Origin of the sequence: Bordetella genomosp. 10 (assembly GCF_002261225.1) — a bacterium.
Classification (GTDB): Bacteria; Pseudomonadota; Gammaproteobacteria; order Burkholderiales; family Burkholderiaceae_B; genus Bordetella_C.
Genome location: NZ_NEVM01000005.1, coordinates 2,265,329 through 2,287,868, shown reverse-complemented (window position 1 = coordinate 2,287,868; position 22,540 = coordinate 2,265,329). Strand labels below are relative to the sequence as shown.

General features: G+C 70.0%; 21 protein-coding genes. 9 read left to right on the top strand and 12 right to left on the bottom strand.

Annotated features, from left to right (window positions below):
* Positions 1-168: 168 nt before the first annotated feature.
* From CAL29_RS26360 to CAL29_RS26340, 5 genes are read right to left on the bottom strand one after another with little or no spacing between them, the layout of a single operon-like run.
* A complete protein-coding gene (locus CAL29_RS26360) occupies positions 169-1,014 on the bottom strand; it encodes an amidohydrolase family protein (protein WP_256977757.1) in 846 nt (281 codons plus the stop codon).
* Positions 1,011-2,012 carry an NAD(P)-dependent oxidoreductase gene (locus tag CAL29_RS26355; RefSeq protein WP_094855861.1) on the bottom strand — a complete coding sequence of 334 codons (1,002 nt, stop codon included), beginning with the start codon at positions 2,010-2,012 and terminating at the stop codon, positions 1,011-1,013. Before CAL29_RS26355 ends, CAL29_RS26360 begins: the two co-directional genes overlap by 4 nt.
* Positions 2,009-3,094, bottom strand: a complete 1,086-nt coding sequence (locus tag CAL29_RS26350; protein ID WP_094855860.1) for a LacI family DNA-binding transcriptional regulator — start codon at positions 3,092-3,094, stop codon at positions 2,009-2,011. Before CAL29_RS26350 ends, CAL29_RS26355 begins: the two co-directional genes overlap by 4 nt.
* A gap of 57 nt (positions 3,095-3,151) precedes the next feature.
* Entirely contained in the window at positions 3,152-5,080 is a 1,929-nt protein-coding gene (locus tag CAL29_RS26345; protein WP_373559815.1) for a TRAP transporter large permease, read from the bottom strand.
* Between the two features lie 55 nt (positions 5,081-5,135).
* The gene (locus tag CAL29_RS26340) at positions 5,136-6,176 is read right to left on the bottom strand and encodes a TRAP transporter substrate-binding protein (protein ID WP_094855859.1); all 1,041 of its coding nucleotides are present in this window, start codon (positions 6,174-6,176) and stop codon (positions 5,136-5,138) included.
* 411 nt (positions 6,177-6,587) lie between these two features.
* On the opposite strand from CAL29_RS26340, the gene CAL29_RS26335 reads away from it, so the two are divergent.
* Together CAL29_RS26335 and CAL29_RS26330 are read left to right on the top strand one after the other, a co-directional pair.
* On the top strand, positions 6,588-7,577 hold the full coding sequence (locus tag CAL29_RS26335; RefSeq protein WP_256977756.1) for a glycosyltransferase family 2 protein: 990 nt from the start codon (positions 6,588-6,590) through the stop codon (positions 7,575-7,577).
* A complete protein-coding gene (locus CAL29_RS26330; protein ID WP_094855857.1) occupies positions 7,574-9,250 on the top strand; it encodes an ArnT family glycosyltransferase in 1,677 nt (558 codons plus the stop codon). The genes CAL29_RS26335 and CAL29_RS26330 overlap by 4 nt, the downstream gene beginning before the upstream one ends.
* Here CAL29_RS26330 and CAL29_RS31740 read toward each other — a convergent pair.
* Positions 9,210-9,605: a GtrA family protein gene (locus CAL29_RS31740; protein WP_179284193.1), complete on the bottom strand. Its 396-nt coding sequence runs from the start codon at positions 9,603-9,605 to the stop codon at positions 9,210-9,212. The two genes, CAL29_RS26330 and CAL29_RS31740, sit on opposite strands and share 41 nt — an antisense overlap.
* A gap of 90 nt (positions 9,606-9,695) precedes the next feature.
* Here CAL29_RS31740 and CAL29_RS26320 point away from each other — a divergent pair, with 90 nt between their 5' ends.
* Positions 9,696-10,505 carry a ChbG/HpnK family deacetylase gene (locus tag CAL29_RS26320; protein ID WP_179284192.1) on the top strand — a complete coding sequence of 270 codons (810 nt, stop codon included), beginning with the start codon at positions 9,696-9,698 and terminating at the stop codon, positions 10,503-10,505.
* Positions 10,506-10,617: 112 nt separating this feature from the next.
* On the opposite strand, the gene CAL29_RS26315 is transcribed toward CAL29_RS26320, so the two are convergent.
* The 3 genes from CAL29_RS26315 to CAL29_RS26305 all read right to left on the bottom strand — a co-directional run bounded on the left by CAL29_RS26315 (position 10,618) and on the right by CAL29_RS26305 (position 13,212).
* Positions 10,618-11,565, bottom strand: a complete 948-nt coding sequence (locus CAL29_RS26315; RefSeq protein ID WP_094855855.1) for an alpha/beta hydrolase — start codon at positions 11,563-11,565, stop codon at positions 10,618-10,620.
* Between the two features lie 61 nt (positions 11,566-11,626).
* Positions 11,627-12,277 (bottom strand): LysE family translocator, encoded by a 651-nt coding sequence (locus CAL29_RS26310; RefSeq protein WP_094855854.1) that lies wholly within the window; start codon positions 12,275-12,277, stop codon positions 11,627-11,629.
* Positions 12,274-13,212 (bottom strand): DMT family transporter, encoded by a 939-nt coding sequence (locus CAL29_RS26305; RefSeq protein WP_094855853.1) that lies wholly within the window; start codon positions 13,210-13,212, stop codon positions 12,274-12,276. Before CAL29_RS26305 ends, CAL29_RS26310 begins: the two co-directional genes overlap by 4 nt.
* Before the next feature lie 189 nt (positions 13,213-13,401).
* Between CAL29_RS26305 and CAL29_RS26300 the strand changes: the two genes are divergently transcribed.
* From CAL29_RS26300 to CAL29_RS26290, 3 genes are all read left to right on the top strand, one after another.
* The gene (locus CAL29_RS26300; RefSeq protein ID WP_179284260.1) at positions 13,402-14,805 is read left to right on the top strand and encodes an aminotransferase-like domain-containing protein; all 1,404 of its coding nucleotides are present in this window, start codon (positions 13,402-13,404) and stop codon (positions 14,803-14,805) included.
* 215 nt (positions 14,806-15,020) lie between these two features.
* Positions 15,021-15,362, top strand: a complete 342-nt coding sequence (locus tag CAL29_RS26295) for a TIGR01244 family sulfur transferase (RefSeq protein WP_094855851.1) — start codon at positions 15,021-15,023, stop codon at positions 15,360-15,362.
* A gap of 104 nt (positions 15,363-15,466) precedes the next feature.
* Positions 15,467-15,934, top strand: a complete 468-nt coding sequence (locus CAL29_RS26290; protein WP_094855850.1) for a universal stress protein — start codon at positions 15,467-15,469, stop codon at positions 15,932-15,934.
* 179 nt (positions 15,935-16,113) lie between these two features.
* On the opposite strand, the gene CAL29_RS26285 is transcribed toward CAL29_RS26290, so the two are convergent.
* Positions 16,114-17,325: an MFS transporter gene (locus tag CAL29_RS26285; RefSeq protein WP_094856927.1), complete on the bottom strand. Its 1,212-nt coding sequence runs from the start codon at positions 17,323-17,325 to the stop codon at positions 16,114-16,116.
* Between the two features lie 146 nt (positions 17,326-17,471).
* Here CAL29_RS26285 and CAL29_RS26280 point away from each other — a divergent pair, with 146 nt between their 5' ends.
* Positions 17,472-18,377, top strand: a complete 906-nt coding sequence (locus tag CAL29_RS26280) for an AraC family transcriptional regulator (RefSeq protein ID WP_094856926.1) — start codon at positions 17,472-17,474, stop codon at positions 18,375-18,377.
* 12 nt (positions 18,378-18,389) lie between these two features.
* Here CAL29_RS26280 and fdhD read toward each other — a convergent pair whose 3' ends face one another.
* The gene (gene fdhD, locus CAL29_RS26275) at positions 18,390-19,220 is read right to left on the bottom strand and encodes a formate dehydrogenase accessory sulfurtransferase FdhD (RefSeq protein WP_094856925.1); all 831 of its coding nucleotides are present in this window, start codon (positions 19,218-19,220) and stop codon (positions 18,390-18,392) included.
* A gap of 176 nt (positions 19,221-19,396) precedes the next feature.
* Here fdhD and moaA point away from each other — a divergent pair, with 176 nt between their 5' ends.
* Both moaA and mobA read left to right on the top strand, forming a co-directional pair.
* Entirely contained in the window at positions 19,397-20,524 is a 1,128-nt protein-coding gene (moaA, locus tag CAL29_RS26270; RefSeq protein ID WP_094855849.1) for a GTP 3',8-cyclase MoaA, read from the top strand.
* A gap of 7 nt (positions 20,525-20,531) precedes the next feature.
* Entirely contained in the window at positions 20,532-21,248 is a 717-nt protein-coding gene (mobA, locus tag CAL29_RS26265; protein WP_094855848.1) for a molybdenum cofactor guanylyltransferase, read from the top strand.
* A 49-nt stretch (positions 21,249-21,297) separates the two neighbouring features.
* On the opposite strand, the gene CAL29_RS26260 is transcribed toward mobA, so the two are convergent.
* Complete coding sequence (locus CAL29_RS26260) at positions 21,298-22,515, bottom strand: molybdopterin molybdotransferase MoeA (RefSeq protein ID WP_094855847.1); 1,218 nt, start codon at positions 22,513-22,515, stop codon at positions 21,298-21,300.
* Positions 22,516-22,540 lie beyond the last annotated feature (25 nt).

Sequence of the window (22,540 nt, the reverse complement as noted above, 5' to 3'; positions counted from 1 at the left end):
GATTTATAACTCAGGGCGATAAGCGTTTATTCTAAGGGAATACCCGAAGATTTTTAGGAAAGGTGGACGAGGATAAGTACAAAATATGTACAGAATAAGAAGGAGAAAGCGTTTAGCCGGAGCGGCCAACGCTCGTGTCGCCCCTGCCGCCAGTGATGTCCCGCCCCCTCAGAACCCGTACAGCCGCGCCGGGTTGTCGACGAGGATCTTGCGCCGGTCCGCCTCCGCCGGCGCCCAGTGCGCCAGCAGGTCCAGCATGTCCGCGTTGTCCGGCCGGTCCGCGCGGCCGGGATGCGGGTAATTGCTCGCCCACAGGCAGCGGTCCGGATTCGCGGCGGCCAGGGCGCCGGCCAGCGCGCTCACGTCGTCGTAGCGCGGCGGCCCGGAACGCGAGGTCTCATAGGGCGCCGACAGCTTGACCCAGACGTGGCCGCGGTCGAGCAGCCTCAACAGCGTAAGGAAGCTGGGATCCGACGGCGCGACCGGCGTCAGGTACTTGCCGTTGTGGTCCAGGCTGAGCTGGCAAGGCAGGGCGGCCAGCCGCTTCTCGTACACGGGCAGTTCGCGGCCATCCAGTTGAAGATTGATGACCCAGCCCAATTCGGCGATGCGCTGGGCCATGGGTTCGAGATCTTCCCAGCGCATCACGCCGCCGCTGTCGGGAATCATCATGAAGCGCACGCCGCGCACGCCCGCTTCGTGCAACGCGCGCAGCTCCGCCATCGGCGTGTCGGCGCGCAGGGTGGCGATCATGCGCGCCGTGCCTTGCGACAGGCGCAGCGCCTCCAGCGCGCAGCGGTTGTCGAAGCCGTAGCCGGTGGCCTGCACGATGACGGCGCGATCCAGGCCCAGCGCGCGGCGGACTTGCAGATAGTCGTCCCACGAGGCCTGCGGCGGCCCGAAGGTGGCGGTCGGCGCCAGCGGATAGCGCTGCAGTTCGTAGATGTGGATGTGGCAATCGCAGGCGCCGGCGGGCGGCTGGAGCCGGGGCTGCTTCATGTCGGGTTGCTTCATCGGGATTCCTCGGCCAGGCTACGCAAGCGCGTCGCGCTGTCCAGATTGACGGCCTGCGGCGGCGCTTCGCCGCGCAGGATGGCTCGGACCTGGTTCACGCTGTCCATGGCCTGGTGCGCCGAGGCCGCCGGCGTCAGGCCGCCGATGTGCGGCGTGGCGATGACGCGCGGATGGCCGGCCAGCGCGGGCGTGGGCATCTGGTCCTGCGCGCGGCCCACGTCCATGGCGCAGCCGGCGATCCAGCCCTCGTCCAGCGCCAGGCGCAGGGCGTCCTCGTCGACCAGTTCGCCGCGCGAGGCATTGATGAAGAAGGCGCCGCGCTTCATGCGGCGCAGCGCGGCCGCGTCGATGAGATTGGCGGTGTGGGCATTGGCCGGCGCCAGGCAGACCACATAGTCGGACTCGGCCAGCAATTGTTCCAGCGGCAGGCGCGGCAGGTCGCCCGGGTCCTGCGCCGGCGCGGGGTCGGAGACGGTCACGCGCATGCCGAGCGCGCGCGCCAGCGGCGCCAGGTAGCCGCCGATATGGCCATGGCCGATGATGCCCAGCGTGGCGCCGCGCAGTTCGCGGCCCATGACGATGGCGGGCGCCTCGCCGCGCCAGTAGGCCGCGGCCGACCGGCTGATGCCGCGCGCCGCGTCGATCATGACGCCGACGATCCATTCCGACACCGACGCGCCGAAGCCCGGCGTGGCGTGGGTCACCAGCACGCCGTGGCGGCTGGCGGCGTCGACGTCGATATTGCGGATGTCCACCGCCACGCGACAGAACGCCACCAGGTCGGGCAAGGCCTCGAAGACCTGGGCCGGCGCGGCGGCGGCGCGGCTGGAAACGATGATCCGGCAGCCCCGCGCCAGGCGCACGAGATCGGCGGGATCGGTGGGATCGGCGCCCGGGTTCAGCCGCACCTCGCCCAGGCCGCGCAGCGCCTGTAGCGCGGCGTCGCCGTAGTAGTTCTCGCGCGCCAGCGGCGAATGGGTCAGCAAAATGGTGGTCATGCCTTCTTCTTCCTGGTGATACGGGGGATGGCGCCCAGGGCGCCAGCCGGTGGCGGCGCGACCGAGGCGCGCTTCACCAGCGAGGGTTGGAACAAGACCTCGCGCGCCGGGGCATCCGGTTGCGCCAGGCGTTGCATCAGCATGTCGACCATGCAGCGCGCCATGTCGCCGCTGGGCATGTCGACCGAGGTCAGCGGCGGATTCACGTAGGCGCACAGGACCAGATTGTCCATGCCGACGACGGAAATATCGCGCGGCACCGACAGGCCCGCCGCCTGGAGGCCGGCCATCAGGCCCAGCGCCATCATGTCGTTGATGGTGATGATGGCGGTGGGCCGCCGCGCCATGCCGGCGATGCGCCCGGCCAGGCGGTAGCCGACGTCGGCCAGGCTGGAGTCGCCGAAATCGGGGCTGGTCGCGCCTTCGATGACCTGCGCCTCGTCCTCCAGCCCGGCCGCCGCGGCCGCGTCGAGAAAGCCGGCGCGCTTGAGCGTCCGGCTGATCGTCTTGACGTCCGGCGTCGCCAGGGCCAGCCGCCGGTGGCCCTGTTCGGCCAGGTGCTCCACCGCCAGGCGGGCCGCCTTCATGTTGTCGGGCGAGACGTGGTCGATGCGCGAGTCCGGCTCGCCGTTGCCGCCGCGGTCGTAGCTGACCACCGCCAGCCCGCGTCCGATGGCGTTGTTCAAGTGGCCTTCGTCGGTGCGCGACGAGGCCAGGATGACGCCGCGCACGCCCTGCGACAGCAGGTCGTCGAACATGCGCGCTTCCTGTTCGGGGTCGCGGTGGGTATTTCCCAGCAGGACGCGATAGCCGTGCCGCTCGCTGGCGGCCTTTTCCACGTGCACCGCCAATTCGCCGAACATCGGGTTGGCGGTGGAGGGCACCAGCAGGCCGAGCAGCGGCGCGTTGCCGGTCTTGAGCTGGCGCGCCACCAGGTTGGGCCGGTAGTTGAGCTGGCGGATGGCCTCTTCGACACGCCGGTAGGTTTCGCGTCCCAGCCGCTCGGTGCGGCCGTTGAGCACGTTGGACACCGAACTCACCGAAACGCCGGCCAGCGCGGCCACATCCTGGATAGTCGTCATAGGGTCGTCGGGTTCAGATCGCGGTCGCCGCGTCGATTCATGGGAGGATGGCGTCGCCTACGCCATGTTGAACAGGCGCGGCAGCCACAGCGAAATGGCTGGAACGAAGATCAGCACCACCAGCATGATCGCCAGCAGCACCAGGTATTTGATCATGGGACGGGCGACCTGTTCGACCCGCGTGCCGGTCATGGCGCAGGTGGCGAACAGGCCCAGGCCGAAGGGCGGCGCGAACAGCCCCAGGCCCATCGCGATCACCACCACCGTGCCGAAATGCAGCGGGTTGACGCCGACCTGCTGGGCGATGGGCGTGAGCAGCGGGCCGAAGATGATCAGGGCCGGCGCGCCTTCCAGGATGGCGCCGAAGATCACCATCAGCAAGGCGGACACCAGCACGAAGGCCACGCTGCCGTGGTCGTGGGCCAGGGTGGTCAGGGTGCCGGAAAGAAAGGTCGGCAGTTGCTGCACCGTCAGGGCGAAGGCCACGCTGGACGCCGCGGCGATGATGAACAGGATGCCGCCGGCCATCGAGGCGGCGCGGACGAACAGGGCGACGATGGCGCGCGCGTTCAATTCGCGGAAGGCGATGCCGCCGGCCAGCAGGGCGTAGACCACGGCGAAGGCGGAGACCTCGGTGGAGGTGGCGATGCCCGAGGTCACCCCCTTGCCTATCATCCCCACCATGACCAACGCGATCAGCGCGCCGCCCAGCAGCTTGGGCAGCGCCATGCGCTGCGGGAAGGCCAGCCGCGGATCGATCTTGCGCCCGAAGCAGATGGCCATCGCGCACAGCCCGGTGGCGAGCACGGCCGCCGGCACCAGGCCGGCCAGGAACAGGCCGCCGATGGAAATGTTGGCGACGAATCCCATGATGATGAGGTTGACGCAGGGCGGTATGGTTTCGGCCATCACCGCCGAGGCGGCCAGCACGGCGGCGGTTTCGTTGGCGTCCTGCTTGGTGCGGAGCACGGCCGGCACCACGATGCCGCCGACCGCGGCGATGTCGGCCAGCTTGGAGCCGGACACGCCGGAGAAGAAGGCGGTGGCGAGGATGGAGATCAGGTTCATGGAGCCGCGCACGCGGCCGAACATGCGCACCAGCAGTTCGATCAGCCGCGACGACATGCCGTTGGCTTCCATGATCAGGCCGGCCAGCACGAAGAAGGGAATGGCCAGCAGCACGAAGTGGTCCATGCCGGCCATCACCTGCTGCGAATAGATGATCATGGGCAGGCTGGGTTCGGCCAGGAAGTAGACCAGCGAGGACAGCGCGAGCACGAAGGCGATGGGCACGCCCATGACCAGGCTGGCGACGAAGGCCACGGTCAGCAGCATCCACGGCTGGATAACCCAGGCTTCTGGCGCGAACGCGTTCCAGCCCCAGACGGCCAGGCACAGCAGGACGGCGCCGGCCAGCGTGGCCCAGGTGGCGCGCGTGGCGCCGCTGACGGCGTTGGCGATGCCGGCCACCGTCATGAACAGCGCGCCGACGCAGACCGGCAGGACGCTGACCCATTGCGGCGTGCCGATGGGCGTGGTCACGTTGACCGAATCCTCCAGCAACAGCACGGACGAATACAGCAGCGCCGCCGACACGCCGGCCACGGTCCAGCCGCCGAGCTGGATGGCCGGTTCGCGCCATGAGCGCGGCAGCATCCCGCGGAACACTTCGATGCCCACGTGCTGGCGGCGCGTGAGCACCGTGGCGCCGCCGAGGAACACCAGCGTCGCCATCAGGTTGCGCGCGACCTCCTCGGCCCAGTCCACCGGGCTGTGCAGGAAGTAGCGCAGGATGACGGAGACGAACACCACCGCGACGTCGGCGGCCAGCACCGCCGCGCAGAAGTATTCGATCACCTTGCACAGGCGCGCCAGCGCGGGCCACTGCGCCGGCGCGGCCGCCGCGCCGTGTCCGTGCATTGCCTGCGCGGCCTCCGCCGGGGAGGCATCGGCCGCGGCGGCGTTTGCCATGACGTGTGAACTCATGTCTCCATCTCCTTGCGCTTTCTTTTCGAGTCCGGCCCGTTCCGGCCGGCTGCCTTCAGGCGCGCTGGGCGTTGATGATGTCCAGCATCGGCTTGGTCACCGGGTACTGCGCGGTCACCGTGGGCCACAGCTTGGTTTCCATGGTCTGGCGGATGCGCTGGCGCTCGCCCGGATCCATGGGATGGAAGGCGATGCCGGCTTTTTCCAGCGCCGCCAGGGCGTCCTTGCCCTTGGTGCCGGAGGCCTGGCGCTGGAAGGTGTCGGCGTCCTTGGCGGCCTGGTGGAAGGCCGGCAGCAGGTCCTTGGGCACCTTGGCCAGGCCGCGCTTGCCGATGGCGGTGATGGAGGGGCTGAACAGGTGGTTGGTCAGCCAGCAGTTGCTGACCACCTCGTTGAATTTGCTCGACAGCACGGTGGCGGCATCATGCTCGAAGCCGTCGACCACGCCGGTCTGCACCGCGGTGTACAGCTCGTTGACCGGAATGGGCGTGGGGATGGCGCCCATCAGCTTGAACGTCTCCACGAAGATGGGCGTGGGCAGCACGCGCAGCTTGACGTTCTTGAGATCGGCGTCGTGCAGCACCGGCTTCTTGGTGTAGACGCTGCGCGCGTTGAAATGATTGCCCCAGCCCAGGAAGGTGCAGCCGGTGCGCGTCTGCAGCAGCTTGTCGAATTGCGCGCCGACGCCGGCGTCGATGGACTTGTTGACGTGGTCCCAGCTATCGAACAGGAACCCCATGTCGAGCAGGGCCAGTTCCGGCAGGGCGGTGGCCCAGATCGAGCTGCCGGTGATCATCATGTCGATCGAGCCCAGGCGCACCTGCTGCACGACGTCGGCCTCCTTGCCCAATTGGCCGTTGGGGAAGAAGTCGACGCGGATGCGCTCGCCCACGGACTGGCGCAGGTTGGCGGCGAAGCGTTCGTACCAGATGAACTGCGCGGCGCTCTGGTCGGCGGGTTGCGAGGACGAGCAGCGCAGCGCCACGGCGGCGGGCGCCGCCATGATGCGGGGCGCCGCGAGGGCGGCCGCGCCGGCGGCGGCGGTCTGCAAGAAGGCGCGACGCGACGGGCGCGCCGGGGGCGGGGTCAGCCTCATGGCTTTGTCTCCTGAATGTCGTCGTTATGTGTTCCGGTCCTTGGTGGCCGGTATCGGGCGATCCAGTACTCGAGGTCCCTGGCGAATCAGGTAGATCCAGTAGATTCGAAATTAGGTAAATCGATTTACTAAATCGGTTTACGGATCCTACGGATTGATCCGGCGCGTGGCAATAGGAGAGAAGTAGGGGAAAACCTCAGGCCTCCGGGACGGGCGAGGGCCGGCGCGGGCACGCCGGCGCGCCCACGCGCATTACAAAAAGATATTAAAAATTCAAATTATGTCGCCGCCAGGCATGCATCGCGTTTGATGAAAATTCAACGACGTCGGGACGATACTGCGGGCCTGCAGTCCTTTACCTTGCGGTGAATCATGCATATCGAATCGCGGACCGGCGCTTTATTGCCTAGTATGTTGCCAGAAGTAACGCCCCGGTCTGAAGACCTCGATGACATCCGGATCTCGTGTGTCGTCCCCTGCCTTAACGAAAGCGCCAATCTCCGGGTGCTGCTCCCTGCGCTCATCACCATGCTCAGCCGTCTCTGCACGTCCTGGGAAGTGGTGGTGACCGACGACGGCAGCACGGACGGCACGCCCGAAATGATGCGGGAGTGGACGGCGGTCGACGGCATCCGCTACGTGCAGCTTTCGCGCAACTTCGGCAAGGAAGCGGCGCTCAGCGCGGGCCTGGAGAGCACTTCCGGCGACGTGGTGATCTGCCTGGACGCGGACATGCAGCACCCGCCGGCCCTGATCCCCGAAATGCTGGCGCGCTGGCGCGCCGGCGCCGACATGGTCTATGCGGTGCGCGAGAATCGCGACGACGAGCACTGGGCCAAGCGCCTGGGCGCGCGCGCCTTCTACCGCCTGCTCAGCAATGGCCGCCGCGTCCAGGTGCCGGAGCACGCGGGCGATTTCCGCCTGATGGACCGCCGCGTGGTGCAGGCGCTGAACGCGTTGCCCGAGCGCACCCGGTTCATGAAGGGCCTGTACGCCTGGGTAGGATTCAAGACCGAGGCGCTGCCCTACAGCCCCGCCGAGCGCGCCCATGGCGACAGCCACTTCAACGCGCGCCAGTTGTTCAAGCTGGCTTTTGCCGGCCTGACCGCCTTCACCACCTGGCCGCTGCGCGTTGTCAGTATGATAGGCATGTTGTTCGCGCTGCTCTCGTTCACTTACGGCTGCTACCTGGTCATCGATTTCTGGCTGTATGGAAATCCCTTGTCCGGTTGGACCACCATCGTGGCGGCCCTGATGTTCTTTGCCGGCATCAATCTATTGTCGTTGGGTGTGGTCGGCGAATACGTCGGCCGCATCTTCGACGAGGTGAAAGGTCGTCCGCTGTATGTCGTGCGTGAGCAGCGCGGAAAGGTCTTCACCGAGAAACCGGCCGCCAAATGATTCGTACTGGTACAGGCGCCTTGCGGCGTCTGCTGGCCGCGCCTCCGCGCGCGGCAATTTTTTTGGGTTCGGGCGCCTGGCTGCTCTGGCTATCCTGGCTGCGCCCGCTGACCCTGCCCGATGAAGGCCGTTACGGCGGCGTCGCCTGGGAAATGCTGAGCCACGGCTCGCATCTCCTGCCGACCTTGAACGGCATGCCTTTTTTCCACAAGCCGCCGCTCTATTACTGGCTGGCCGAGGCCGCCTACAGCGTGTTCGGGCCCAGCGTGTGGGCCGCGCGCCTGCCTTCGTGGCTGGCGGCCTGGGGCGTGGCGATGGCGCTGTATGTCTTCCTGCGCCGCTGGCGCGGCGAAGCCACGGCCGTCATCGGCCTGCTGGCCTTGCTGACCCAGCCCTTCTTCTTCGGCGGCGCGCAGTTCGCCAACCTGGATACGCTGGTGGCCGGCCTCATCGGCATGACCATCCTGTCCGGCGCCGCCGCGGTGATGCGCGCCGGCGCGGGCCAGCGCTATCACGCGCTGTCGGTGCTGACGGGCCTGCTGGCGGCCCTGGGCGTGCTGGCCAAGGGCCTCATCGGCGTGGTGCTGCCGGGCGCGGTGCTGGTGCTCTGGATCGTGCTGCGCCGCCGCTGGCGCGGCCTGGCCGTGCTGCTGTGGCCGCCCGTCATCGTCGTGTTCCTGGCGGTCGCGCTGCCCTGGTTCTGGGCGATGCAGCAACGCTTCCCGGATTTCCTGCATTACTTCTTCATCTACCAGCAGCTCGACCGCTTCGCCGACACGGGCTTCAACAACGTCCAGCCGTTCTGGTTCTATGTGCCGCTGGTGCTGGGCCTGGCGCTGCCCTGGACGCTCTGGCTGGGCGGCTGCCTGCGCAAGGCGTTCTGGGCCAATCCCGCCGCGGTCCGCAAGGCGCCGGCGGCCGATGCCGGCACCGATACCGATGCCAGCGCGGCCGTCAACGCGGATCCCGCCAGCGCCGCCGACGTGCGCTGGCTCATGCTGTGCTGGCTCGGCGTGATCGTGGTGTTCTTCTCGATCCCCGCGTCCAAGCTGGTGGGCTATATCCAGCCCGTGCTCCCGGCGGTGGCCGCCCTGGTGGCCGAGGTCATCGCCGCGGGCCTGGGCCGCGGCGACGCCCCGTCCGGCCGCCGGACCCGCGCGCTAGGCCTGACCTTATCGGGCGCGGCGGTCCTGTGCGTGGTGGCCAACGTCCTGGCCGCGCACTATGCGAAGCCGAACAACGTGGCCATCGGGCGCCAGGCGCGGGCCGAATTCCGGCCGGGCGACACCCTCATCGCGATGCGTTTCTACCCCTATGACCTGCCCATGGTCCTGCACAGCGCCAAGCCGGCCTGGGTGGTGGACGACTGGGATCGCCCGGGCATCGCCAAGCGCGACAACTGGCGCAAGGAGCTTTACGATGCCGGCATGTTCGATCCGGCCCGCATGCGCCAGCTCCTGATCTCCGAGGCGGAAATGCGGCGGCGCATGTGCGCGGCGCCGGACGGCCAGGGTTTCTGGATCTGGGCCGACCCGGGCGACAGCTTCGGCAAATATGCGATGCTGCGCGACGAGGCGCCGCGGTACAAGGCGCCGCGCGGCAGCTTGTGGTACATGGAAGCCGGGGATGCGTTCAGGCGGCAGCACTGCGGCGGAACGCCCACAGGCGGCTGACCACGAAGGTGAGCACGGCTATGCCCACCAGGATGGCCGCCAGCAGGATGTCGTATCGCACTTCGGTATGGTGCAACAACCAGGCGTAGGAGAGTTCGTTGACCGCGAATCCCCCCGCCGATACGAAAAAGAAGCGGCGTGCCGCTTCGTGCCAGGCACCGGCCTGATGCCGGAAGGTAAGCAAGAAATGACCGCTGAACGACACGACGAAAGCGACGCCCCAACCCATGACGTTGGCCCACAACGGCTGCAGGCCCAGGCCGCGCACGCAGCCCACGGCCACCAGCCAGTGGGTGGCGGCGGCCGCGCAGCCGACGATGATGAACCAGCTCAGTTGTCGTATCAGAACCCGCATGCGGAAAAATCCTCCGGCCGCGATGAACAGGGCGACGGCACCCGTTCACGCAGTCCGCGGCGCATTATCGTCTGCGCCGACGATTTTGGCATGAACGCGGCGATCGACGAAGGCATCCTCGCGCTTGCGCGCAAGCGCCGTCTCAGCGCGGTGAGCTGCATGACGCACGCGCCCGCTTTCCAGCAGGACGCGCGCAGCCTGGGCGAGCTGGACGTCGATGCCGGCGTGCACCTGAATTTCACCGAAGCCCTGGGTCAGCCGGGCCTGTATCTGCCCTTGCCACAACTGATCGCGCGCAGCTACGCGCGCACCCTGGACGTGCCGCGCGTGGCGCGCCAGATCGAACGCCAGCTCGACGCCTTCGAGGCGGCCATGGGACGGCGTCCGGACTTCGTCGACGGCCATCAGCACGTGCACCAGTTGCCGCAGATACGCGAAGCGCTGCTGCAAACCATCGCGCGCCGCTACGGCGCGCAGGCGCCCTGGGTGCGGTGCTCGGCGCCGGGCCGCCAGGCGGGCCTGCCCGCGGCGCTGCGCTGGAAGGCGCGCGTCATCGGCGCGCTGGGCGCCTATGGGTTCGGCCGCGCGGCCGCGGCGGCGGGCCTGCGCAGCAATCGCCGCCTGCTGGGCGTCTATGACTTCCAGGGCGGCAGCGCGGCGTATGCGGCGCTGTTGCCGTTGTGGCTGGAGAACATGCAGGACGGCGATCTGCTGATGTGCCATCCGGCCATGCCCTATCCCGGCGACACCGACATGGCGGCGCAACGCGGCGCCGAGTTCCAGGTGCTGAACGATGCCGGTTTCGCCGAGGTCCTGCTGCGCGAGGGTCTGCGCGTCGCGCGCCAGTTGCCGCGCGGCGGCCACGCATCGATGGTATTGCGCATGAAGGCCAGCCGGTAAGGCCCGGCAGAGAAGCTTCGGCAGGCGGGCTTCGGCAGATAAGCCCCGGCAGATAAGCTCCGGCAGGTACCCCACCCACGGCAGGCAAGCGCCGGCCCGCGCGCCCCGGCGCTCAGGCGGGCGCCGGCGGATCGGCCGTGGCGGCGGGGCCGGCGGCGGCGGGACGGTCCGCGCGCCGCTGCGTCGTCGTCCACGCCGCGCGGGCGTCGCGGATGAAAGACTGCACCGCGCGATCGTAGCGCGCGCCGCTGCGCACCGCGCCGGAGTGCGAGGCCCCTTCGATTTTCACCAGCCGTTTCAGCGGCGGGGCGACATCGTGGACGGCGGCATAGAGCTGGTCGCTCATGGTGGACGGAATGACGGTGTCCGCGGTGCCGTGGATGAACAGGACCGGCGTGCGCAGCCGGGCTATCTTGTCGACGGAGTCGAAGGGTTGCGTGACCAGCAGGCCGGCGCCCGGCAGCCGCCCCCATTTGAGCGTGCGCAGCATGGCGTCGATGCTGGTGAAGCTGGATTCGACGATCAGGCCGGCGAAGGGCGGCGTGCCCTGGCGGGTCGCCAGGTCGATGGCGATGGCGCCGCCCAGGCTGTGGCCGTATATGAAGCGGCGCCCGGGATCGGGCTGGCGCCGCGCGAGCTCGCGCAAGGCCGCGGCGGCGTCCACCCCGGCCGAGGCTTCGGAAGGCAGCAGGGGCGTGGACTGGCCGAAGCCGCGATAGTCGATCGCCAGCACCGAATATCCCAGTTCCGTCCAGCGCGTCATGCGAAAGGCGCTGCCGTTCAGGTTCCAGCGCGCGCCGTGCAGATAGAGCACGGTGGCGGCCTGCGGGTCGGGACTCTTCCAGAACCAGGCATGGACTTTCTGGCCGGGCGCCACGTCCAGGTCGAAGACTTCCGTGCCTGCGGGCGGGTCGCGGAACCAGGGCCGGTCGCCGGTGGCGGACGCGAAGATCGCCTGGCGCTGCCAGGCGTCCAGCTTGATCCAGCCGAAGACGCACAGGGCCGCCATCAGGATCAGCGCCAGCAGGCTGCGGAGGGGGAGACGTCGAGACAGGGACATATCAGGTAGACCGGGGCACGGCGGCCAGGTTCCCGGGCCGCGCTCCAGTCTATCCTGCCCTTCAGTTTCCCGCCAAGGCGCGGGCCAGATCCGCCGCCACCGGATACAGCGATCCCACCAGCAGCAGGGCCATGCCGCCGTTGAAGAGGCGCACGGCGGCGGGCTGGCGCAGCAGGCCGCGCAGGGAACTGCCGAACATCACCCACATCCCCACGCTGGGCAGGTTGATGACGCCGCAGACGAGGGTGCCGACGAGCAGGTTGGCGTAGAAGCCGTCGGCGGGAATGTAGGCGGCCGCCACGCCGACCGCCATGACCCAGGCCTTGGGATTGACCCACTGGAACGCGGCGGCCTGCAGGAAGGTCATGGGCCGGGCGCGGCGGCCGTCCTCGCTCAGCTCGCCGGCGCGGGCGATCTTCCAGGCCAGGTAGAGCAGATAGGCCGCGCCGGCGTACTTGAGCACCACGTATAGCGCCGGCGCGTTCTGGAAGACCGTGCCCAGGCCGGCCCCCACCAGCAGGATCATCAGCGTGAAGCCGATGGACACGCCCAGCAGGTGCGGCAGGGTGCGGCGGAAGCCGAAATTCAGACCCGACGCGGCGAGCATGACGTTGTTCGGCCCGGGGGTGATGGAGCTGACCAGCGCGAACAGGGCCAAGGGGGCGAGCAGGCTCCCGGAAAGCAGCGGCACATGAGTGGAAAAGTCGTTCATGGACGCGCTCCACGCACGGCGGCGCGGCGCCCGCCCGCGATCACGGCGATCACCGCCAGCGCGCACAGCAGCGTGCCGGGCGGCACGGTTTCGTGGAACAGCAGGCCGGCGGCCAGGACGGTCAGGAAAGGCTGCAGCAATTGCACCTGGCCGACCCGCGCGATGCCGCCTTGCGCCAGGCCGCGATACCAGGCGAAGAAGCCGATGAACATGGAGAAGAACGACAGGTAGGCCAGGGCCAGCCACGCCGTGGCCGAAGGCGCGGAGGGCGCCTGCCAGGCCAGCCAGCCCACGGGCGCGGCGATGAAGGGCGCGCTGATGGCCAGGGCCCAGCAGATGGTGCGCCATCCGCCCAGCGTGCGGGCCGCGCGGGCGCCCTGGGCGTAGCCCATGCCGCCCAGCAGCACCGCCAGCAGCAGCCAGAGATCGCCCGGCTGGGGCGCGCCGCCGCCTTCGCGCAGCGCGAAGCCGACGACCAGCGCTGCGCCCGCCACGGCCCACAGCCAGAAGCGGCCGGAGGGGCGTTCGCCGCTGCCCAGGGCGGCGAAGGCCGCCGTGCACAGCGGAAGCAGGCCGTTGATGACGGCGGCATGGGCCGACGGCACGGTGCGCATGGCCAGCGTCGAGGCCAGTGGCCAGCCCACCACCACGCCTAGTGCCGCCAGGACGACCGCGCGCCATTCGTCGCGGCTGGGGCGGCGGCTGCGCGTCAGCCACAGCAGCAGGATGGCCGGCACCGCCGCCGCCAGCGCCCGTCCCAGGCCGACCAGCAGGGGATGCAGCTCGGCCACGGCGAGGCGCGACATCGGCAGGGTGAGGCTGAAGATCAGGACGCCCACCAGACCGTGGCCATAACCGTCCCAGCGATGATGGGGCCGGGTGGCGGAGGGCAGGGCCTCCGGTGGGGCGGGCAGGGAAGAAGCGGGGGGTGGCATGCATGTCTCCGGCATCAGGGCGAATCCGGATTGCCGGTCCGCCGCGTGCCTGACACTCTACGTAAGGTGTGCGGTACAGTACCGGTACACTTGGTCGGATAGTTCCGATAACTGGCCTGGTCCTGCGGCCATGACAGTTTCCCTCCTCGCTCCCTGCGCTTCATGGATACCTCCTCTTCGTGGCAGCCCGTGCGCGGCGCCGACACCACCCTGGCGACGCAACTGGCCGCCGATCTCGCGCGGCGCATCGAGGACGACGTCCTGCGCCCCGGCGCGCGCCTGCCCTCCATCCGCGCCATGGCCGGGCAGGCCGGCGTCAGCCGCTTCACCGTGGTCGAGGCCTACGAGAAGCTGGCGGCGCGCGGCCTGGTGAATTCCCGCCGCGGCGCGGGCTTTTTCGTGGCCCCGCGCGCCTTGCCGCCGCAGCCGGCGGCCGCGCCCCAGGCGCCGCACGCGCCGGCGCGCATCGACATCGCGTGGCTGCTGCGCAGCATGTTCCGCGAAGCCGCCACGCCCGACATGCCGGGCGGCGCCGGCCTGCTGCCGCCCGAATGGCTGGATCCCGAGATGGTGGCCGGCGCGGTGCGCGCGGTCGGGCGCAGCGTGCGCGGCCATCTCGTCAGCTATGGCCATCCGCAAGGCTTCCCGGCCCTGCGCCAGCAGCTCGCGGCGCAGTTGCAGGGCATGGACATTCCCGCGCACGCGGAGGAAAACCTGTTGACGACCGCCGGCGTGACGGAGGGGCTGGACCTGATCGCCCGGCTGCTGGTGCGTCCGGGCGACACCGTGCTGGTGGAGGATCCCGCCTGGTTCCTGATCTTCGGCCGCCTGGCCGCCTTCGGCGCCCGCGTGGTGGGCGTGCCGCGCACCCCCGACGGCTACGACATGCCGGCGCTGGAGCGCCTGGCCGCGCAGCACAAGCCCAAGCTGTTCATCGTCAACAGCACCGTGCACAACCCGACCGGCCACGGCCTGCCGGCGGGCGCGCTCTACGACGTGCTCCGCATCGCCGAGAAGCACGATTTCATGCTGGTCGAGGACGATACCTACGCGGAGCTGCATCCCGGCAAGGCCATGCGCCTGGCGACGCTGGACCGTTTGCAGCGGGTGATTTTCGTCGGTGGCTTTTCCAAGATGATGGCGGCCAGCCTGCGCGTCGGCTACGTGGCGGCGGCGCCGGCCATACAGCAGCAACTGACCGACCTGAAGATGCTGTCCGGCCTGACCTCGTCGGAACTGGGCGAGCGGGTGGTGCACCGTATCCTGGCCGAGGGCCAGTACCGCCTGCACATGGAGCGGGTGCGCAATCGCGTCGATCACGCCCGCGAGCATTGCGTGCGGCAGTTGCTGCGGCTGGGCTTCCAGATCCCTCAGCCGCCCCCGGCCGGCATGTTCGTCTGGGCCGATTGCGGCCGCGACTCGGAATCGCTGGCGCGCGCGGCGGCCGGGCAGGGCCTGCTGCTCGCGCCCGGCACCTTGTTCTCGCCGACCCAGGCGCCGTCGACCTATATGCGATTCTCGGTCAGCATGGTGGACAACCAGGCGGCGTGGAAGAAGCTGGCGGCGCTGCACGGGGGGCCGGACCGCGCATGATTGCTCCGCACTGCGCGGGCGGGGGCCGGGACGGCGAGGCCTGCCGCGGCCGATCGGCGCGGGCGCTTGCCGCGGCGTCCGCGCGCCGTGGCGCGGCTGCCGGACGGCCCGCGCCGCACCGGATTCGCGCCGCGATTTCCTGAATATACTGTCGGTTTCAGGCCCGCCGCCGCGCCTGGCGCGACGCGGGCTGCCGACCCTTCAAGGAAGCCATCATGTCTCTTTCCGTCCGCGTGCTGACCGACGATTTCTCGGTCGCTCCCCAACTGTCGCCCGATGACATGCCCGCCGTGGCCGCCGCCGGCTACAAGAGCGTGATCATCAATCGTCCCGACTACGAAGGCGGCCAGGACCAGCCCACCGCCGCCCAGGTGTCGGAAGCCGCCCTGAACGCCGGCCTGCAGGTCGAATACCAGCCCATCGTCAGCGGCGCCATGACGGCCGAGGACGTGGCCCACTTCGCGCAACTGCTGCGCACCATGCCCACGCCGGTGCTGGCCTACTGCCGTTCGGGCACGCGCTGCACCAATCTTTTTCTGGCGGCGCAGCAGAGCTGATGCCCGGCGGCGCCGCGGCCCCCGGCTCGTCCCCTGGCGAATGCTCATCCGCGTGCGTCTGTTTTCCTGTAAATTGAAATTTCCACGTTCCAGGAGCAGGCACCATGTTCAAGAAAATCCTGATTCCCACTGACGGTTCGCCCTTGTCGGCCCAGGCCGCCAATGCCGGCGTCTGCTTCGCCCGGTCCGTCGGCGCCGAAGTGGTCGCGCTGTACGTCACCCAGCCTTTCGCCGCGACCATCGGATTCGACGGCATGGCGGCCGCTTATGCGATCACCGACGAAGACTACGAAAAAGCCTCGGCCGAGCAATCGACCCGCTATCTGAAGGCGGTGATGGACCGCGCCGAAACGGCGGGCGTGAAGGCGACTTCGCGCGCGGTGTCCAACTTCAACGTGGCGGACGGCATCGTGCAGGCCGCCCAGGAAACGGGCTGCGACCTGATCTTCATCGGCAGCCACGGCCGCAGCGGCCTGTCGCGCCTGCTATTGGGCAGCGTGACGGCCAAGGTGCTGTCGCTGGCGCACACGGCGGTGCTCGTGTATCGCGTCAAGGAAGAAAAAGAGAAGTAAAGCGCGCTTCCGCGGCGTCCAGTTTTCTGGCGTCCACTTCTGGCACCCAGTTCTCCGGCTCGGGGCGTTTGCGCTCCGATGCCCCTTGCCAGACTTAGGCATGGCCCCGCCCTCCTTCAGGATGGCGGGGCTTTTTGCCCTATGCGGGCGTGGGCCCTTGCCGCCGCATGGTCATTGCTTTACGCCCGAGCGGCCCCTTCGACGCCGATCGCCGTCGACACGCTGCGGTTGCGCATCCGCAGCGCCAGCGCGGCCGACACCGCCAGGACCACCAGGACGCACGTCAGCGTATAGCGCAGCCCGCGCGCATCGGACAGCAGGCCGAACAGCGGCGACACCATGCCGCCGATCGACATGGCCAGGCCCAGCGTGATGCCGCTGGCGGTGGCGGGATTGCGCGGCAGGTAGTCCTGCGCCAGCGTCACCTGCGCCGAGAACGGCAGGAACATGGCGACCCCGAGCGCGCCCGTGCAGCACCATGCCCACACGGCGTCGGGCGCCAGCGCCAGGCCGCCCATGGCGGGCAGGGCGAGCATGTAGCCGAGCCGGATGGCCGGCATGCGGCCCCAGCGGTCGGCCAGCCAGCCGCCCAGCAGCGTGCCCGCCGCCCCGGCGGCGGTGAAGCTGGTCAGCGCCGCCGCGCCCATGTACGGCGCCCCGCCGAGTTCGCGCGTGACGTACAGCGACAGCATGGACAGCACGGTGACATAGGGAATCGACCAGCCGACGATCACGCCGCACAGCAGCGCGAACGCGCGCCAGTCGTTGGTCGCGTGATCCGCGATCCTGCGCGCCTGGGCATGCGCGCCGCCGCGCTTGCACGCGCCGGTGGTGGCGGCCAGCCACAGCATCGCCATCAGCACGGCGGGCAGGGCCAGCAGCCAACTGCGGTCCAGCGCGCCGCCGCCCACCACGGCATTGGCCAGGAAGGGCGCGAACGACGCGCCTATCGTGCCGCCCACCGCGAAGACGCTCATGGCCCGTTGCGAACCGCCGCCCGCCGCGCGCGCCGCCACGGTCGCGGGCGGGTGATAGGCGGCGATGCCCAGGCCGCAAAGCGCCGCGGCCAGCCAGGTCGCGATGTAGCTGCCGCCGCTCATGCCCGCCAGCACCAGCCCCAGCGCCGCCACGAGAAAGCCCAGGGGGACCATCCAGCCGCGCGGCGCCTTGTCGGCGTAGAGGCCGAACAGCGGCTGCACGACGCTGGACAGGCCGGTGGCGGCCAGCATCAGGCCGCTCGCCGCCGTGTAGTTGTAGCCGCGCTCCAGCACCATGAAGGGCAGCAGGGCGGGGACCAGCCCCTGGTACAGGTCGTTGACCGCATGGGTGCTGGTCAGCAGGCCCAGCCGGACGCGGTCCGGCTTGGGATGGGAATGGCGATGTGCGTGCATTTGCGTGGCTTCTTGTCGCATGGGATGGCCTGGCGCGATCGTGCCGGGCCTTTCGTCGAGAAAAAGACATGCTAAAAAGGCAGGGGTTGGAATTCTCTCTATAAAACTACTTTCGTCGTCGGGAAATGGACAAGACCAAAACCAGGATGCGCGCAGCATCGGGAAACGCCGCCGCCGGAACCGCGGGCGCGCCCCTGTTCACCCCCGCTTCGCCGCGCGACCGCGCCTGGGCCGCGCCGCCCGTGGCCGACGACAGCCAGGACTGGCTGGACATCGGCGCCGGCGACCGGGCCCTGGTGCATGGCGAGCAGACCGTGCGGCCGGTGGTGGCGTATGCGATGGATCCGCCCGACGGGACCGTCATCCCGCCCCATGCGCACCGGCGCGGGCAGATGCTGTACGCCATTTCCGGCGTGATGCTGGTGCGGGCGGCGATCGGAAGCTGGGTGGTGCCGCCGGGACGGGCGGTCTGGGTACCGCCGCGCACCCGGCATGAAATCGCGATGGCGGGCGACGTGGCCATGCGCACGGTGTTCGTGGAGCCGGGCCTGCGGCCGGGGCTGTGGGAAAGCTGCCAGGTCTTCGAAGTCGGCCCGCTATTGCGCGAACTGGTGATCGCGGCGGTCGATCTGCCGCGCGACTACGTGACCGGCGGCCGTGACGAGCACCTGATGACGCTGGTGCTGGACGAGATCGAACGCGCCCAGCCCCTGTCCCTGCACGTGCCCATGCCGGCCCACACGGGCCTGGCCCGGCTGTGCCGCGGCCTGGTGCGCGATCCGGCGCAGGAAGTCAGCCTGGCGGCCTGGGCGCGCGTGCTGCACATGCACCCGCGTTCCCTGGCCCGCCTGTTCCTGCGCGAGACCGGCATGAACCTGGGCGAGTGGTGCCGGGAGACCAAGCTGCTGCTCAGCCTGCCCCGCCTGGCGGCGGGCGCGTCCGTGCTGGAGGTGGCGCTGGAGCATGGGTACAACAGCCCCAGCGCGTTCACCGCGGCCTTCCGCCGCAGTTTCGGCGCGGCCCCCAGCGCCTATCTGCGAGAGCGGGCCTAGCGGCGCGGCGCATCAGCCGGCGATGCGTTCCTGGCGGGCGTAGACCGTGGCGTCGTCGCCGCGCATGAAGCCCATCAGGCCCACGCCCAGCCGTTGCGCCAGGCGCTGCGCAAGCGCGGTCGGCGCGGACACGGCGGCCAGCATGCCGACGCCGGCGGCGGCGGTTTTCTGCACCATTTCGAAGCTGGCGCGGCTGGAGACGACGATCAGGCTGCCCGCCCGTTGCGCCGCGCCGACGTCCGCGCGGGCGAGGGCGCCCACCAGCTTGTCCAGCGCATTGTGGCGGCCGACGTCCTCGCGCACCCATTGCAGCCGGCCGTCGGCGTCCGCCCAGCCGGCGGCGTGGGTGGCCCCGGTGGCGGTGTGCAGCGGCTGGCGCTCGCGCAGGGCTTGCATGGCGGCCAGAGCCGCGGCCAAGGGCAGGGCGGGCGCGCCGGCCACGGGCGCGACGTCGCGCACGACTTCGGGCAGGGTCTCGACGCCGCACAGGCCGCAGCCGGTGCGCCCGGACATCGCGCGGCGCCGTTCCTTCAGGCGCGCGGCGCAGGCGCTGGAAATCTCCACTTCCACGACCACGCCGTCGCATTCCTCGCGCAATTCGATGCCGCGCACGTCGCGCGCGCTCTCCACGATGCCTTCGGTCAGCGAGAAACCCAGCGCGAAATCCTCCAGGTCGGCCGGGGTCGCCAGCATGGTGGCGTGGCTGATGCCGTTGTATTCCAGCGCGATGGGCGTTTCCTCGGCCAGGCGGTCGGTTTGCGGCGCCTCGGCCAGCCGGCCGTCGCGCACGCGCAGGACCTGGGCCGGAAGCCAGGTGGGATGCGCCGGGGAATCGGTGTCCATGATGTCGCGGAAAGGGACCGGCGGCCGCGGCGGCGCGGCGGCGGGTCCGTGCTTGGGATGAAAAGAGTTGTATACCACGCCGGCGCCGGGGAAACGGATGGGCAATCGCGCCGCCATGGCGGGCCGCCGGGAAAAGTCCGGCGGCGGGGACGGCCCGTAAAAGCTATGATTCTCCTATGTCCAGAGTGATTTTCCTGACCGATCGCCGCGAGGCGGCGGGCCTGGCGCCGGCGCCGGCCCGCGCGTTCGCCCCCTTGCCCGCGCATGGCGAGCCCCTGCTCGACACGCGCGGGCGGCCCTTGCGCGACCTGCGCATCTCGGTCACGGACCGCTGCAACTTCCGCTGCACCTATTGCATGCCGCGCGAGGTCTTCGACAAGCATCACGAATTCCTGCCCCATCGCGACCTGCTGACCTTCGAGGAAATCGCCGCCGCCGCGCGCGTGTTCGTCGCCATGGGCGTGCGCAAGATCCGCCTGACGGGCGGCGAACCACTGCTGCGCAGGAATATCGAGACCCTGGTGGCCCTGCTGGCCGAGCTGCGCACGCCCGAAGGCCGCAAGCCGGAACTGACGCTGACCACCAACGGCAGCCTGCTGGCGCGCAAGGCCCAGGCGCTGAAGGACGCTGGCCTGGACCGCGTCACCGTCAGCATGGACGCGCTGGACCCCGCCGTCTTCGCGCGCATGAGCGATAGCGATTTCGACGTCGCCCGCGTGCTGGAAGGCATCGCGGCCGCCGCGGCCGCCGGCCTGGCGCCGGTCAAGGTCAACATGGTGGTGCGCAAGGGCGCCAACGACGACCAGATCCTGCCGATGGCGCGCCACTTCCGCGGCTCGGGCCATATCCTGCGCTTCATCGAATACATGGACGTGGGCAGCACCAACGGCTGGAACATGGCCGAGGTCGTGCCCAGCGCCGACGTGGTGGCGCGCCTGGCCGAGGCCTGGCCGCTGCGCCCCTTGCAGGACGAGGAAATGGGCCGCGTGGCCGCGCGCTGGGCCTATGCCGACGGCGCCGGCGAGATCGGCGTGATCTCCAGCGTGACGCAGGCTTTCTGCGGCGGCTGTACGCGCGCGCGGCTGTCGCCCGAAGGGCGGTTGTTCCTGTGCCTGTTCGCCACCCATGGACACGATCTGCGCGCACTGCTGCGCGGCGGCGCCGACGAGACGCGGCTGGCGCAAGCCCTAGCGGGCATCTGGCGCGGGCGCGGCGACAACTATTCCGAACATCGCGCGCAGGCGGATGCCGGCCTGGCCGCCGCCGGCGAGCACAAGATCGAAATGAGCTACATCGGTGGCTGATCCGGCGATGCGCGCGCGGGCCGTTGGCGCATTGCCGCTGGCGGGCGCCGGCGGCAATATCGCCGGCCTGATCCTGGCCGGCGGTCGCGGCTCGCGCATGGGCGAGATCGACAAGGGCCTGGCGCCCCTGCGCGGCGCGCCGCTGGTCGAGCACGTCGCTCGCGCGCTGGCGCCGCAGGTGGCGCGGCTGGTCCTCAGCGCCAACCGCAACGCGGAGGTCTATGCGCGCTATGGGCCGGTGCTGGCCGACGATCCGGCGCATGGGGCCTGGCAAGGGCCCCTGGCCGGCGTGGCGGCGGGCCTGGCGGGCAGCCCCTTGCCATGGGTGGCGACCGTGCCCTGCGACACGCCCTTCCTGCCCGGCGACCTGGTCGAACGGCTGGCGTTGGCGCTGCATGCCGAGGCCGGACGCGCACAGGACGCCGCGGCGGCACCGCCGTCAGCCCCCATGGCGGGCGGGCAATCGGCGGGCGCGGCGCGCATCGCGGTGGCCCGCGCCGGCGGCCATCGCCAGTCGGTCTGCATGCTGCTGCCGGCGGACCTGTTGCCTTCGCTGCGCGCCTATCTCGACGCCGGCGAGCGCAAGGTGGAGCGCTGGCAGGACCGCAACGGCTGCGTCGAAGTAGCCTTCGACGACGAGGCCGCCTTCATGAATCTCAACACGTCGGCCGAACTGGCGCAGGCGCACACGCTGGCGCCATCGGGCCGAAAAGACCGGCCATGACGCAGCTCCCGGGCAGGTCCCTGACGGGGCCTGACGCCGGGGCCGGGCCTCAGGCCTGCCAGTGGCGGAAATCGTAGTACGCGACTTTTTCGCCGTCGTACACGGGCACGCCGGCCGGGATGCGCGCCAGCCCCGTGGCCCAGGGCAGCGAACTCATCACCCCTGAACTCTGGCGGTCGAACACCTGCAATTCCCCGACGCTACCCGCATTGACCACGCGCTTCACGCGCAGGAACTCCTCGCGCGCGTCGTGGCGCGGCTTGGGCGTGCGCAGGGTCAGGTAGCTGACCTGGGGAAAGATTTCCGTGCGTCCCTGCATGCGGCGCAGCAAGGGCGTGACCAGCACGGTGAAGACCGCGTAGGCCGACACCGGATTGCCCGGCAGGCAGACGATGGGCTTGCCCCCCACGTGCGCCATGGCCACCGGCTTGCCGGGCTTCATGCGCACTTTCCACAGCGCCAGTGTGCCGCCCAGGCTTTCCAGGGCCGGCTTGACCAGGTCCTTGTCGCCGACCGAAACGCCGCCGACGCTGAGCACCAGGTCGCATTCGTCGGTCAGCGTCCGCAACGCGGCCTGCAGGCTGGCTTCGTCGTCGCGCGCGTGCAGCACGTGCGTGGCGCGCGCGCCCATGCCGTTGACCAGCGCGGCCAGCATGACGCCGTTGGAGTTGTAGATCTGGTGGCTGGAACGCGGCTCGCCCGGCGTCACCAGCTCGTCGCCGGTGGTGAGGATGCCCACGCGCACCGCCGGGTGCACGGTGACTTCGGCGATGCCCTGCGACGCCAGCAGCGCCACGTGCGCCGCCTCCAGCCGGGTGCCGGCGGCCAGCAGCGGCTGGCCGGCTGACACGTCCTCGCCGCGCAGGCGCACGTGCTGGCCCGGCTTGGGCTCGGCCAGGATCTCGACGCCGTCGCCCACGACGCGCGTGTCTTCCTGCATGACCACGGTGTCGGCGCCGGCGGGCATGAGGCTGCCGGTGAACAGGCGCGTGAGCTGGCCCGGGGCCTGGGCCGCGGGCGCCTGGCCGGCGTAGACGATCTGCTGGACCGGCAGCGCGCGATGGGCGCCGCCGGCGGCCGCGTAGTCCTCGTAGCGCAGGGCGTAGCCGTCCATGGCGCTGTTGTCGGCCGGCGGCAGGTCCAGGGTGGCGGCGATGTCGGTGGCCAGCACCAGGCCGGGGGCCTGGTGCAGCGGCACGCGCGTGCTGCGGGTGGGCGCGGCAGCGCCTTGCGCCAGTTGTCGTTGGGCGTCGTCGAATTCCAGCATGCGGCGTTCCGTGTGGGGGACGGCC

What these genes read in the sequence shown, in the direction of transcription:
- CAL29_RS26355 (WP_094855861.1), bottom strand. Translation starts at nt 2,012, where the DNA reads ATGACCACCATTTTGCTGACCCATTCGCCGCTGGCGCGCGAGAACTAC.
- fdhD (WP_094856925.1), bottom strand. Translation starts at nt 19,220, where the DNA reads ATGGACACCGATTCCCCGGCGCATCCCACCTGGCTTCCGGCCCAGGTC.
- CAL29_RS26330 (WP_094855857.1), top strand. Translation starts at nt 7,574, where the DNA reads ATGATTCGTACTGGTACAGGCGCCTTGCGGCGTCTGCTGGCCGCGCCT.
- CAL29_RS26315 (WP_094855855.1), bottom strand. Translation starts at nt 11,565, where the DNA reads ATGTCCCTGTCTCGACGTCTCCCCCTCCGCAGCCTGCTGGCGCTGATC.
- CAL29_RS26260 (WP_094855847.1), bottom strand. Translation starts at nt 22,515, where the DNA reads ATGCTGGAATTCGACGACGCCCAACGACAACTGGCGCAAGGCGCTGCC.
- CAL29_RS26340 (WP_094855859.1), bottom strand. Translation starts at nt 6,176, where the DNA reads ATGAGGCTGACCCCGCCCCCGGCGCGCCCGTCGCGTCGCGCCTTCTTG.
- CAL29_RS31740 (WP_179284193.1), bottom strand. Translation starts at nt 9,605, where the DNA reads ATGCGGGTTCTGATACGACAACTGAGCTGGTTCATCATCGTCGGCTGC.
- CAL29_RS26360 (WP_256977757.1), bottom strand. Translation starts at nt 1,014, where the DNA reads ATGAAGCAACCCGACATGAAGCAGCCCCGGCTCCAGCCGCCCGCCGGC.
- CAL29_RS26280 (WP_094856926.1), top strand. Translation starts at nt 17,472, where the DNA reads ATGCGCGCAGCATCGGGAAACGCCGCCGCCGGAACCGCGGGCGCGCCC.
- CAL29_RS26305 (WP_094855853.1), bottom strand. Translation starts at nt 13,212, where the DNA reads ATGCCACCCCCCGCTTCTTCCCTGCCCGCCCCACCGGAGGCCCTGCCC.
- CAL29_RS26285 (WP_094856927.1), bottom strand. Translation starts at nt 17,325, where the DNA reads ATGCACGCACATCGCCATTCCCATCCCAAGCCGGACCGCGTCCGGCTG.
- CAL29_RS26345 (WP_373559815.1), bottom strand. Translation starts at nt 5,080, where the DNA reads ATGAGTTCACACGTCATGGCAAACGCCGCCGCGGCCGATGCCTCCCCG.
- CAL29_RS26320 (WP_179284192.1), top strand. Translation starts at nt 9,696, where the DNA reads ATGAACGCGGCGATCGACGAAGGCATCCTCGCGCTTGCGCGCAAGCGC.
- CAL29_RS26310 (WP_094855854.1), bottom strand. Translation starts at nt 12,277, where the DNA reads ATGAACGACTTTTCCACTCATGTGCCGCTGCTTTCCGGGAGCCTGCTC.
- CAL29_RS26295 (WP_094855851.1), top strand. Translation starts at nt 15,021, where the DNA reads ATGTCTCTTTCCGTCCGCGTGCTGACCGACGATTTCTCGGTCGCTCCC.
- mobA (WP_094855848.1), top strand. Translation starts at nt 20,532, where the DNA reads ATGCGCGCGCGGGCCGTTGGCGCATTGCCGCTGGCGGGCGCCGGCGGC.
- CAL29_RS26335 (WP_256977756.1), top strand. Translation starts at nt 6,588, where the DNA reads ATGTTGCCAGAAGTAACGCCCCGGTCTGAAGACCTCGATGACATCCGG.
- moaA (WP_094855849.1), top strand. Translation starts at nt 19,397, where the DNA reads ATGTCCAGAGTGATTTTCCTGACCGATCGCCGCGAGGCGGCGGGCCTG.
- CAL29_RS26290 (WP_094855850.1), top strand. Translation starts at nt 15,467, where the DNA reads ATGTTCAAGAAAATCCTGATTCCCACTGACGGTTCGCCCTTGTCGGCC.
- CAL29_RS26350 (WP_094855860.1), bottom strand. Translation starts at nt 3,094, where the DNA reads ATGACGACTATCCAGGATGTGGCCGCGCTGGCCGGCGTTTCGGTGAGT.